Origin of the sequence: Pseudomonas sp. IT-196MI5 (assembly GCF_949767415.1) — a bacterium.
Taxonomy (GTDB): Bacteria; Pseudomonadota; Gammaproteobacteria; order Pseudomonadales; family Pseudomonadaceae; genus Aquipseudomonas.
On record NZ_CATKPZ010000022.1, the window covers coordinates 287,452 to 299,812 of the forward strand.

Sequence of the window (12,361 nt, forward strand, 5' to 3'; positions counted from 1 at the left end):
TCATGCCTCATTCGCGAGCAAGCTCGCTCCTACATGAGGCATGCGCTGGCGTCATGGCTTCAATGAGTTTTTATCGATAGTCAGGTGTTTTACACGACCTCAGGATGAACCCGCTGGCTCAGCCAAGCCCCCGAAAATACGGGGGATAACGCTGGTCCGGTCGCGCGGATGCAACAGTTTCGACCTGCCTTATACCTACAAAAACAAAGGGAGTCCGTAATGGGCGAGCATGATCTGAACAGACGTCAATTCATCAAGACCGTGGGCGTAGCCTCGGTTGCAGCGGCAGCCATGAGCATGCCGTTCATCAAGGCCAATGCCAGCGACACACGTTTTGCCGGCAAGACCCTGCGTTTGCTGACCTGGTCCGATGACACTGGCCTGGCTGCGCTGCGCAACATCGCCGCGACCTTCGAAGACAAGTACGGCTGCAAGGTCATCGCTGACCGCACCGGCAGTACCTCGGAAATGGTCGCCAAGCTCAAGGCCGGTGGTGATCGTCCGCAATACGACGTCATCACCCTGGCAGGTGTCGGCGCCGAAGGTCTGGCCGCCGCCAACCTGCTGGAAAAACCCGACCTCAACCGCATTCCCAACCTCGTCGATGTACCGGAGAAATACCGCACCGGCGCCAATGGCCACGGTATCGGTTACCTGCTGTGGTGCAACAGCCTGGTCTACAGCACCCGCACCCAGAAACAAGCGCCGGACAGCTACGCCTCCCTGTGGGACGCCGAACTGGCACCGAACATCTTCCTGCCGCCGCCGAACTGGACCGAGGCCATGGACCTGATCATCATCGCCGCCAAACTGGCCGGTGGTGACGAACACAACATTGAACCTGGCTTCAAGAAACTCGCCGAGCTGAAGGATCGTGTGGTGACCCTGGGTGAAAACCCGAACCAGATCGCTGAGCTGTTCCGCACCGGTTCCCTGGACATGGGCGGTCTGTACGCCCCCGCGTTCTTCCCGAAGCAGATCCGCGATCCGAACTACGGCCTGGGTGCCACATTTGGCATGAAGGAAGGTTTCTACACCGACCTGATGCTGTCAGTGATGCCGAAGAATCGTCCTGGCGATACCGACATGGCCTACGCCTTCATCAACCACTCTCTGGACCCGCTGGTGCAGGGCAAGATGGCTGAAGACATCTACAACGGCCCGGTCAACGCCAAGGCGATCATCTCCGCCGAAGCACGCAAGAGCCCGTACATCCTCACGCCGGAGCAGATTGCCGAGAAGGCGATCATGCACGACAACGCCTTCCTGGCGACTGTGCATGACCAATGGATTCGTCGTTACACGGAAATCTTTTCTTCCTGATCGAGTGACGTACACAGGATCTTCAAACACTGAAGATCCCCTGTGGGAGCGAGCTTGCTCGCGATAGCGGAGTGTCAGTCGACGTCATTGGCGACAGACAAGCAGTCATCGCGAGCAAGCTCGCTCCCACAGGGGGGCAAAGTGACCTTGAGTCTTGTGTCTGTCAGCTGCTTTCCATTGACGAGACCCTTTGCTATGGAACACCAACCTTTGACCCATTCGGTCAGCGCCGCTGAGTCGCGCCCGAGTCGGGGTGTTTCGCCAACGACGCGCGCCTGGCTTTTCCTCTCGCCGTCGATGCTGTTTCTTGGCGTACTGATTGCCGCCAGCCTCTTGGTACTGCGCATGAGCGTGGGTACCAAAGGCGCGGAATGGTCCGGGTTCAGCCTGGCCAGCTACGCCCAGTTGCTGGAACCCTATTACCTCAAGTCGCTGATGCTGACCCTGCGCCTGGCGCTGATCAGCGCGGTGATCGCCGTGATCCTGGCGATCCCGGTGGCCTACACCATGTCGCGCCTGACCTCGCCGTTCGTGCGCCGGATCTTCCTGGCGGCAGTGTTGCTGCCCTTGCTGGTCAACCTGCTGCTGCAAAGCTACGGCTGGCTGGTGATCCTCGGTCCCGGTGGCATGCTCAACCAGACCCTGATGGGCCTGGGCCTGATCAAGCGCCCGATCATGCTGTTGTACAACCAGAACGGCGTGTTGATGGGCCTGGTGCAAACCGCCTTCCCGCTGGCCGTGTTGCCGATTGCCAGCGCCATGCGCGGCGTCGCTCGCAGTTATGAAGAAGCTGCCGCGACCCTGGGCGCCAGTCGCTTCCAGGTGTTCCGTCAGGTGGTATTGCCGATGAGTCTGCCGGGGATCATTACCGGTGCGACCCTGGTGTTCGCCTACAACGCCAGCAGTTTCGTGGTGCCGTTGCTGCTCGGTGGCCGGCGTGTGCCGATGCTGGCGGTGATGGTGCATGACCAGATCGCCCCGCTGATGAACTGGCCCGCCGCATCCGCTGCCGGTGTGGTGCTGATCGTCACCACTCTGGCGATCATGACCCTGTCCGAATACATCACTGGCCGTCGTCGCCGCATGCTGGAGGCTTCGCAATGAGTACCCTGACCAAGAAGCGCCAGTCGCTGTTGCCGGGTGATACCGGCAAGTTTGCCGGCATCCTTTCGGGCTTCATCCTGCTGCTGGCGGTGTTGCCGATCCTGACCATGATCGTGATGTCGTTCAGCGGCGCGTCGAACCTCGACTTCCCGCCGAGCAGCTACAGCCTGCAATGGTACAAGGCCGCCTGGCACACCTTTGTGTCACCGGACTCAAGCGACGTGCTGAGCCTGGGCAAAGCCATGAGCACCAGCCTGATGGTGGCGTGCCTGACCATGATTTTCGCCACGATCATTGCGGTGCCAGCGGCCTACGCGCTGACCCGTTGCGAATTCCGCGGCAAGGCCGTGGCGCTGCAACTGATGTCGTTGCCACTGGTGTTCCCGATGGTGGTATTGGGGCTGGCATTGCTGCTGGTGTTCGACAGCCTGCCGTTCCAGATGACCACCTCGCGCCTAGTGATTGCCCACGTGATCCTCGCGTTGCCGTTCGTGGTGAAGAACTGCACGGCAGCGATGCTCTCCATCGGCAGCGAAGTCGAAGAGGCCGCGCAAATGCTCGGCGCTTCACCGCTGCGGGCGATTGTCGATGTGGTGGTGCCGTTGATGAAGTCGGGGATCCTGGCGGGCATGCTGCTGGCGTTCATCGTCTCGTTCAACGAATTCACCGTGACCTATTTCCTCTACACCATCGACGTGATGACCGTGCCGATCTGGATGTACAGCCGCACCGTGTCTTCGCTCGACCCAACCGTATTTTCGTTTGCCGTGCTGATCGTGTTGATCGACTTCGTCCTGATCTGGGCGCTCGAAAAACTGGTTGGTGAAGGTGGCGTTTCGTTCTGATTTCTTGAGGTGATTCACATGTCTGGTCTGATTCTGGAAAACGTCGAGAAACATTACGGCTCGGCCTGCGCGGTAGCGGATGTGAACCTGCATTTGCCCGAGGGCAAACTGGTGTGTTTCCTCGGCCCTTCGGGCTGCGGCAAAACCACCTTGCTGCGCATGATTGCCGGCCTTGAAACCCTGACCGGCGGCGAAATCCGCCTGGACGGCGAAGACATCGGCAACACCCCGGCGCACCTGCGCAATTTCGGCATGGTGTTCCAGTCCCTGGCGTTGTTCCCGCACATGACGGTCGGGGAGAACATCGCCTATCCGCTGAAACTGCGTGGGGTCAGCAAGGCTGACCAGCAGGCGCGGGTGGTGGAGTTGCTGGAACTGATCCAGCTGCAAGCGATGATCAATCGTCCGGTGGCCAAGCTGTCCGGCGGGCAACGCCAGCGCGTGGCGATTGCCCGGGCGATTGCCTCGCACCCGAAAATCCTCCTGCTCGACGAGCCGCTGTCGGCGCTGGACGCCAAGCTGCGCGAGTCGATGCAGGTGGAAATCCGTCAACTGCAACAACGCCTGAACATCACCACCATCATGGTCACCCATGACCAGCGCGAGGCCATGACCATGGCCGATATCGTGGTCGTACTGGGTGAGCACAAGGTGCAGCAAGTGGGCACGCCGATCGAGATCTATCGGCACCCGGCCAACGAGTTCGTCGCGGACTTCATCGGCTCGGGCAATATCTTCCCGGCCACGGTGCTGGGTAACGGCAAGGTCAGCTTGCCGGGTGGCGATGCGCTGCAAGTGCCAATCTGCAGCAGCATTGTGGCCGGTGAAAAGGTGAAGATGCTGATTCGCCCGGAAGACTTGCAACTGTCCGCACCCCAGGCAACCGCGGGCAACCGCTTGCTGGGCAAGGTGACCTTCGTGCGCGATATCGGCGCGACCATCGAGACCACGGTGGAGTGTTCCGGGGTGTCGTTTACCGCGCTGAGCACGCCGTGTCAGGGCTTTGGCCTGAGCGTTGGGCATCCGGTGTCGGTGACCTTGCCGGTGGAGGCTTGTCGGGTACTGGGGGCCTGATCCAGGATTTATATTGCCTGAACTGGCCCTATCGCGAGCAGGCTCGCTCCTACATGGGGGTTGTGTACACCGGCCCATTGTAGGAGTGAGCCTGCTCGCGATGAGGCCGGCACAACCAACACAAATTCTGGATCAAACCGATAAGCGCAACCGCGCCAGATCCCGCAACGGCGGCGCCCCGAACAACCGGCTGTACTCACGGCTGAACTGCGACGGGCTTTCATACCCCACCCGATACCCCGCCGCCGAAGCTTCCAGCCCTTCGGCCAGCATCAACCGCCGTGCTTCCTGCAGGCGCAACTGCTTCTGGTACTGCAACGGACTCATCGCCGTCATCGCCTTGAAGCGGTGATGCAGCGTCGACACGCTCAGGTTCACTTCCTTGGCCAGATCGTCGATGCGCAACGGCTGTTCAAAGTTGCCGTTGAGCCATTTGATCGCCTGGCTGATGCGATGGCTCTGACTGTTGGCGATGGCGATTTCATACAGCCGATGCCCCTGCTTGCTGCGCAACAATCGGTAGAGTATTTCTCGACGAATCAGCGGCGCCAGCATGGCGATGTCTTTCGGCGTGTCCAGCAACCGCGCCAGGCGCAGCACCGCGTCGAGCATCGCGCTGTCGAGTTTTTCGACATACAGCCCGCGCCCGGTCGGCCGGGTGGGCACGCCGAGGGGGCCGGCGTCGGCGATCAGCGCGGTGATTTCCGTCGGGTCGATGTCCAGGCGCAAGGCCAGGATCGGTTCCTCCGGCGAGACATCCACCACCCGTCCACTGAGCGGCATCGAGACCGAGACCACCAGGTAGTTCAGCGGGTCGTAGTTGAAGTACTCGTTGGCCAACTGAACTTGCTTGCGCCCCTGGGCCATGATGCACAGCGCCGGTTGCGCGAGCACCGGGGCGAACTCGTGGGACTGGCTGTGGCGGGACATGAACAGCGAGCCGATGGCAGTCGCATAACTGCCATCTTCGGCAGTGTTGCGGCGAATGATCGCCGCCAGTTCCGCGCGCTGGTGCTCCATGTCGGGGTTCAGCGGGGCTTCAAAGTGATCGAGCGACGACATGCAAGGCATCCTCGGCAAGGCATGAGTAATGGGCAGAGCATAAGTTTGTGCAAGCCGCAGCGGTAGACACATCCTGCCCGATGCTTGCCTGATTCTGCTCGGGGTTGGTTTCGTTCCCAAACACGGCCAACGCACAGGCGCGCTTTAGCTAACGCCGATAATCCCGTAGGAGCTGCCGAAGGCTGCGATCTTTTGATTTTGAAAGTGAAAGTCAAAAGATCACAGCCTTCGGCAGCGCCTACACAAAGCTCGTATGGCACAACCGTGACAGGGTTTTACAGCTTGTTACAGGTTGGCGATGCAGTTTCGCAGGATTGTGCAACGCGCCAGCAGGAATCGACTAACGAGACAGGCATCGCGGCCCTTAACCTTTGATCCTGTCGCAGCCCGTCCCCTGGGCTGCCACGCGACTCCCCGGGAGGGTTGAACCATGTCTACGCAAATCCCTGTCAGTCATATGGCCTTCGTTCGAGCGCGCGTCGGGCGTTCGTCGGAACTCGGAGTACGCCTCAGCGCCCTGATCGAACCATCCCGCGCAGCGCCTGGCTGCCTGAGCTTTGCCTTGCAGCATTCGCAGTGCGATCCGCAGCTTTGGCTGGTCTCCGGTTTCTGGAGCAATCAGCAGGCCATGACTGCGTACTTCAGCACGCCGGCGATGGAGATTTTTGCCGAGCTGGTACAGGAGCTGGTGGTCAACAGCCTGGATTTCCACACCTTCAAGGATGTCTCGACGGCGCAGGCCCTCGATCGCTCCGCAGTGGCGGTACACAAACTGGCCGGTTGAGGGTTTAATGATGGCATTCTCAACCAGCCAGGATTCGCGACATGGCACGTAAAGCCTTTGATCACTTCGAAGCTGTTTCCGCTGTAGTACCGGGCGAGGGTGGTTACCACGCCGCGATCGCCGTCAAAGCGCTAGGTGGTGCTGGCGCCCCGCGTTTTCACAAAGTCCTGGAAGGCCAGATCTTCAAGACCGCTCACGAGGCCGATGATGCGGCCGCCAAGGAACTGACCCACCTCAAGGACGTCAAGGAAAACACCGACCTGCTCTGGTGATTCTCACCGCCCCGGGCGGTACATCTTGAACAACGCCTCGGGCCCCAGCTGGAAATAATCCGCTGGCCCGCCGCCGCGCAGAATCGGTTCTGCCGCGGCGGTGTCGTATATCCCGTCTTTCAACAGCCATTTGGCGATATGCACGGCGACCACTTCGCCGAGGATCAGCCAGCTGGGCACCACATTACCGTCCGCCCGTTGCAACTGAATGATCTGCGTGACCTTGCACTCGAAGGACACCGGGCTCTGGGCCACCCGTGGCACCTGAATGACCTTCGAGGCAACGGTCGTCAGCCCGGCCAGTTCGAACTCGTTGACCTCGGGCCCGACCATGGCGCAGCTCTGGTTCATCTGCTCGGCCAGCGGCCGGGTGGCCAGGTTCCAGGCGAACTCGCCGGTTTGCTCGATGTTGTTCAGGCTGTCTTTGCGCCCGATGCTGGAAAACCCGATGATCGGCGGAATGTAGTTGAAGGCGTTGAAGAAGCTGTAGGGCGCCAGGTTCAAGTGGCCCTCGGCATTCTGTGAAGAGATCCAGCCGATGGGGCGCGGGCCGACGATGGCATTGAACGGATCGTGGGGCAGGCCGTGGCCGTTGGCGGGTTCGTAGAAGTGGATGTCGTCGGGCATGGGTGAGTTCCAGAACTTGCGGGAGACGCTCATGGTGCAAGCACGCGCCACAGATTTCCAGTCAGATGAAGAACCCTGTGGGAGCGAGCTTGCTCGCGATGACTGACTTTCAGTCGACATTTATGTTGAATGTCAGTCCGCAATCGCGGGCAAGCTCGCTCCCACAGGTTTTATGTGATTATCAGACTTTGTGGCCCCCCAAAAAACGAATAAGCCCGGCCGAAGCCGGGCTGTGAGTTTCCCTCCACGATCAGCCGATAGCCTCAGCGCTACCGGTTTTATCAAAACCGTCCGAGGCATAGGCGCCCGAGTGGCTGCGTTCGATGGCGGCGCTGGCATCGGAACCGAAGGAGGCCGAGCCGGTTTTGTCGTAGCCATCCGCTGCAAAGGTATTGGCAGCCAGCACGGAAAGGGTCAGGGCAAGGATCAATCGGATTTTCATGACAGGTACTCCAGGTACGTTCGCGATGGGTACGTTCAGGCACTCTTTCGAGGCCTGTAACGGATATACGTGCGTCCTGTCGATATGGATGCACTCAGCAACAGGCTGCTGCCGGTGCATTAACCGATGATTATCCTGGTGGAGGGGGAGACGAATGGTGCCCTTCGCGAGTTCGTTCGCGAAGGGCTTTGGCGCTCACCGTTGCAGTGAGCGTCGGTTGGCGATCAGTCCGCGACAATCCGCGAATGCTTGCGGGTGTCTTTCATGGTGACGTACACCAGCAACGACACGGCAATACACGCGCTCACGTACCAGTAGTAACCCGTCTCCATGCCGATGTTCTTGAACCACAGCGCGCGATTTCACGACGGGTTTACTGCAACGAGTCCCAATCAGCCAACTTCGCTGTCGATCAGTTAGCGACGTCTTTTGGTTTCAATGGTGGAGGCAGACCCGGTCGCACTTCGTTTTTTTCCTTCATTGCTGTGGGCCCGGATTGGTCTTACCATGCCCGAGATATATTCTTTTTTGGTAAAATTCGATGGTCTTAATTTAAATATATTGCTTGCAAATTTTACTTGCCTGTTACTAGCTCTTCGAAGCTCTTCGCCATTATTTCTAATCGGCTCCACCAAGTTGGTGGTTAACATTCCGGCTCCGGTGAAATTGTTTCTCAAGATAATTCCAGTCACTGGCATAAAGTGGAATAAATATCCTGCGCGGTCGACAGATTTTTTGTCGAGGGTCTGAGTAAACATAATGCCCTCGCCGACAGTGGCGATTGATTCGGATTCTTTCTCGAAGTAACTTTTATAGTTGGTTGAAGTGAGTTTTTCTTCCAGCATTTCATCAGATGAAATGTTCAAGCTTATATTGTCTGAAAAAACTACTTTAGTCTGGATTTTTCGCGTTTTTGCATGACCTGAGACTTCCCCAGGATAGTCAAAGTCACTTATGTCTCCCGCCATGTAGGAAAGCAAGAATTCAGTGGATTGAATACAACTCTCAGGTATTTCGAATTTTGTTTCGAGTATTGTGTATTTGCCTTTTTCTACTGGCGTATAAAGGGAGTCGGGAACATTTAGTTTTCCAGCTTGAAGGTGCTTGGCGAAATCTTCCGATGTTCCTGGTAGAAGATTTAAAAGGTTGGTTTTTATTCTTATTTGTTGCGCATGTGTAATATTTTCACTCTCAAAAATATCGAAAGTTATTCCTCCGGCAGTGTGGGAGATCCATTTTAGGCCTTTATGATCAACAGCCGAAATCGGGCCGTTATGAACGAACTTAAAAAGATTTAATCCATCAACATCAGCAGCCGGGTCCGGAGAAATCCATCGCTGCAACCATGGTGCGTAATAACGATAACCATAGTAATAGAGCCCGGTAGCATCGCGCTCTTTTCCTGAATAGCGAATGGTCTTGTACTCTGCCTCGATCGCGCTCCTGCCGGCTTGGCATGCCGTGCCACCAAAGGGGTAGTACTCTTCCTGAGTGAGTAACGAAGCCGTCTCGTCCAGTTCCAGGGAGCAGGAGTCCAAATGATCACACATGCAGTACCGCACGGTATCACTATTGATCCCATCTGGTGGAGTCGTTACCCAATGCAATACCCGAACGTTACTGCGGCCTGCCGTAACGGAAATCACATGATGCTCTTTGTTGCCAACCGCGTCGCGATGGATTTCTAACCCTGGCAAGTAGCGAGCGTCGGATTTTAGTATAAGTTTTGCGCAATGAGTCAAGCGCACTTTGCGCAAACGATGGCCGGAATGGTCATACCGGTAGCACTCTTCGTCATCAGGCCCATCGTCACGTTTCACCATTGTGACGAGGCTCAATTGATTACGAACATCCCAGTGCATTAATTGGCCGCGTACCAGTGCCTGCTGGTTACCATTGGGATCGAAACCCATAGCGATATCGCTTTCGTCCGGCAAAGAGCCATCTGCACGCTGACCCATGCTGCGGTTGCTGGTTTTTGAGGTGTACAGTCTGTACGTAGGTCCGCTGCTGTGGCTGCGGGTTTGAAGATTACCTGCGGCATCGTACTGGAAAGACTGGGTGTAGTTGCGCAAGTTTAATGGATCAAGGGGCGTGGGTTGCAGAGTCGGTAATTCGGGTCCGTTGCTGGGGATAGCGGTTTCCCGGCCTTTGGCCTCGATAAGTTGATAGAGGCTGTCGTAGCAGTAGTAGCTGATTGTTTCGATGCGCTGGTTTTTGAAATAACGCACAGGCTGATGTTTTTTTTCAACACTAATTACGTTGCCTACCGGGTCGTAAGCGTAATGCAAATGCTGAAAGATTTTTCCGCCGGGAAGTCGTGTCAATAGCGACGTTAGACGCCCGTCTTCAGCGGCATACTCAGCGGTGTTTCTTACGCCATTACCGGCGTTTTCACTCTGGACCTGGCCGAAGGCATTGCGGCAAATGTTGCTTATCAACACACGGGGTTGTCGCCCTGCACCTGCCATTTGCAGAGAGGCCGTCACGAGTTCTCCGGCCACGGTGTAACCGAACAGCCTTGAGTTACCCATGGCATCGGTTTTTCTGCGGATCTCATCGGTGGGGCAATACAGCTGACTTGTCTTAAAACACTGGTTTTCCAGCAACTTGCTTCTCAACTCATGTTCGAGAGGCCAATCCGGCAAATCCAGACTGTCGAGAAACTGTCGAGTTTCTGTTAGCAATAAAGCACTCAAACCATAATCGAAAAAGTGCAACGTGCCGACCGGATCGTCGTGCCGAATCAACTGACTACACTGATTATGCACCGCGAATTCTTCGTTTGCATCGCCGTAGGTCAATCGTTCGACAACTTTGGCGGGGGCAGCAATTAACTGTTCAGTGATCGCTACCGGACGTTGAAGCATATCGTATTCAACATGGCGCTGGCTGCCGCGGCTATCCCAGATCGACACCGGATGGCCTGCTTCATTGATCAAGCCAGCTCGCCAACCAGCGTCAACGCTATGGGCCAGTAGTACTTGGCCGGACAAGCTGAACGTCTCGACTACATTGGGGCAAAGGTGGCTCATCAGTAGGCGCGGATCCCAGCTGGCAGTCTTGCGCCCGAGCGGATCGTAGATATGACGAGTGGTTCGCGTATCAGGTGCTTTGTCAGGTTGCGAGCGGCAGTAGGCCACATGGCGGATATGGAGACCACGTGAGCTCGTTACCGTTATGGTAGGGGTAGCACTGTCCACACGATTACTGTTCATACCAGATCAATATCATGAGCGGCATGTGTCGGCTACTGTCAGAAGTTACAGGTCGATGGTTCGGGGGTGAGAGAAGGGGCAGGCCATAAGCCGCCCCTCGTTGTCATCGCAGTTTTCGAGCGTCAGTCAGTAACGATCCGCGAATGCTTGCGGGTGTCTTTCATGGTGACGTACACCAGCAACGACACGGCAATACACGCGGTCACGTACCAGTAGTAACCCGTCTCCATGCCGATGCTCTTGAACCACAGCGCGATGTATTCGGCGGTGCCACCGAAGATCGAAACGGTCAGTGCGTACGGCAGGCCCACGCCCAGGGCGCGGATTTCGGTCGGGAACAGTTCGGCTTTCACCACGGCATTGATCGAGGTGTAGCCACTGACGATGATCAGTGCCGCCATGATCAGGAAGAACGCGCCCCACCAGGTCTGGATGGTGTGCAGGGTGGTGAGGATCGGCACGGTGAACAGGGTGCCCAGGATGCCGAAGGCAATCAGGATCGGCCGGCGACCGATTTTATCCGAAAGCCCGCCGATGACCGGTTGCAGGCACATGAACAGGAACAGCGTGGCGGCGGAAATGGTGGTGGAGTCGGAGATGCTCATGCCGACGGTGTTCACCAGGTATTTCTGCATGTAGGTGGTGTAGGTGTAGAACGCCAGGGTGCCGCCCATGGTCAGGCCGATCACGGTCATCAGTTCCTTGGGGTGACGCATCAAGGTGCGCATCGCGCTTTCCTTGGCTTTTTCTTTCCTGGTGAAGGACTCGGTTTCTTCCATGCCACGACGCAGATAGAGCGCAACCACGGCACACAGCGCGCCGATGGCGAACGGGATGCGCCAGCCCCAGGCGTACAGCTCTTCGGTCGTCAGGAAGTTCTGCAGGACAATCAGCACTGCCAAAGCGATGAGCTGGCCGGAGATCAGGGTCACGTACTGGAAGCTGGAGTAGAAGCCGCGACGTTCCTTGGTTGCCATCTCGCTAAGGTAGGTGGCGGAGGTGCCGTATTCGCCACCCACCGACAGGCCTTGCAGCAAGCGTGCGAACACCAGCAGGATCGGCGCGCCGATGCCGATGATTTCATAGCTCGGGCTCAGGGCGATCAGCAGCGAGCCGAAGCACATCAGGTACACCGAGGCCATCAGGGCCTTTTTGCGCCCGACCTTGTCGGCATACAGCCCCATCAGCCAGCCACCGATCGGACGCATGAGGAAGCCCACGGCGAAGATCGCGGCGGTGTTGAGTAGTTGGGCGGTGGTGTCGCCTTTGGGGAAGAAGGTTTTGGCGAAGTACAGGGAGAAGGCGGCGTAGACGTACCAGTCGTACCACTCGACCATGTTGCCGACGGAACCGCTGAAAATCGATTTGATGCGACTGGCGGTGGTTCTTTCCTTGGCCGGCGCGGCAGCCGACCCAAGCGGCAGGGAGTTGGAGTTATCCATTGAAGGATCCTTCATTTAATTGTTTTTGTGGAGCGCGAATAAACGCAGCCTGCAGGGGCTATAGCAGGAGCTGTGCCAAGGGGGAGAGGGGTGGTTTAGAGGGGTGGTGGTGTTTCGGTGAGCGGAAATCCGCTTATAAAAGTTTGGTGGTGAGCGGAAAATTGCTTG

11 protein-coding genes and 1 pseudogene are annotated in these 12,361 nt (G+C 57.4%); 6 read left to right on the forward strand and 6 right to left on the reverse strand.

All coding sequences use genetic code 11. From position 1 onward, the window contains the following. Positions 1–219 precede the first annotated feature (219 nt). The 4 genes from ACM6IK_RS15680 (at position 220) to ACM6IK_RS15695 (ending at position 4,346) form a co-directional block, all read left to right on the forward strand. A complete protein-coding gene (locus ACM6IK_RS15680; RefSeq protein WP_414875045.1) occupies positions 220–1,323 on the forward strand; it encodes an extracellular solute-binding protein in 1,104 nt (367 codons plus the stop codon). A gap of 195 nt (positions 1,324–1,518) precedes the next feature. Continuing rightward, positions 1,519–2,427, forward strand: a complete 909-nt coding sequence (locus ACM6IK_RS15685) for an ABC transporter permease (protein WP_414875046.1) — start codon at positions 1,519–1,521, stop codon at positions 2,425–2,427. Further along, on the forward strand, positions 2,424–3,272 hold the full coding sequence (locus tag ACM6IK_RS15690) for an ABC transporter permease (protein WP_414875047.1): 849 nt from the start codon (positions 2,424–2,426) through the stop codon (positions 3,270–3,272). The genes ACM6IK_RS15685 and ACM6IK_RS15690 overlap by 4 nt, the downstream gene beginning before the upstream one ends. An 18-nt stretch (positions 3,273–3,290) precedes the next feature. Then, positions 3,291–4,346 (forward strand): ABC transporter ATP-binding protein, encoded by a 1,056-nt coding sequence (locus tag ACM6IK_RS15695; RefSeq protein ID WP_414875048.1) that lies wholly within the window; start codon positions 3,291–3,293, stop codon positions 4,344–4,346. Positions 4,347–4,478: 132 nt separating this feature from the next. On the opposite strand, the gene ACM6IK_RS15700 is transcribed toward ACM6IK_RS15695, so the two are convergent. Beyond that, positions 4,479–5,408, reverse strand: coding sequence for an AraC family transcriptional regulator (locus ACM6IK_RS15700; RefSeq protein ID WP_414875049.1), 930 nt, complete (start codon positions 5,406–5,408; stop codon positions 4,479–4,481). Between the two features lie 430 nt (positions 5,409–5,838). Here ACM6IK_RS15700 and ACM6IK_RS15705 point away from each other — a divergent pair, with 430 nt between their 5' ends. Together ACM6IK_RS15705 and ACM6IK_RS15710 are read left to right on the forward strand one after the other, a co-directional pair. Next, the gene (locus ACM6IK_RS15705; protein ID WP_414875050.1) at positions 5,839–6,192 is read left to right on the forward strand and encodes a putative quinol monooxygenase; all 354 of its coding nucleotides are present in this window, start codon (positions 5,839–5,841) and stop codon (positions 6,190–6,192) included. A 41-nt stretch (positions 6,193–6,233) separates the two neighbouring features. Then, positions 6,234–6,464, forward strand: coding sequence for a hypothetical protein (locus tag ACM6IK_RS15710; protein WP_108215055.1), 231 nt, complete (start codon positions 6,234–6,236; stop codon positions 6,462–6,464). A 3-nt stretch (positions 6,465–6,467) separates the two neighbouring features. Here the strand turns inward: ACM6IK_RS15710 and ACM6IK_RS15715 are convergent, their stop codons facing one another. From ACM6IK_RS15715 to ACM6IK_RS15735, 5 genes and pseudogenes are all read right to left on the reverse strand, one after another. Continuing rightward, on the reverse strand, positions 6,468–7,091 hold the full coding sequence (locus ACM6IK_RS15715; RefSeq protein WP_414875051.1) for a flavin reductase family protein: 624 nt from the start codon (positions 7,089–7,091) through the stop codon (positions 6,468–6,470). A 250-nt stretch (positions 7,092–7,341) separates the two neighbouring features. Next, positions 7,342–7,533: a hypothetical protein gene (locus tag ACM6IK_RS15720; protein WP_414875052.1), complete on the reverse strand. Its 192-nt coding sequence runs from the start codon at positions 7,531–7,533 to the stop codon at positions 7,342–7,344. A 224-nt stretch (positions 7,534–7,757) separates the two neighbouring features. Further along, a pseudogene (locus ACM6IK_RS15725) lies at positions 7,758–7,889 on the reverse strand (hypothetical protein); the annotation flags it as partial. A gap of 60 nt (positions 7,890–7,949) precedes the next feature. Beyond that, complete coding sequence (locus ACM6IK_RS15730; RefSeq protein ID WP_414875053.1) at positions 7,950–10,751, reverse strand: RHS repeat domain-containing protein; 2,802 nt, start codon at positions 10,749–10,751, stop codon at positions 7,950–7,952. A 122-nt stretch (positions 10,752–10,873) separates the two neighbouring features. Continuing rightward, a complete protein-coding gene (locus ACM6IK_RS15735) occupies positions 10,874–12,193 on the reverse strand; it encodes an MFS transporter (RefSeq protein ID WP_414875054.1) in 1,320 nt (439 codons plus the stop codon). Between the last annotated feature and the right edge of the window lie 168 nt (positions 12,194–12,361).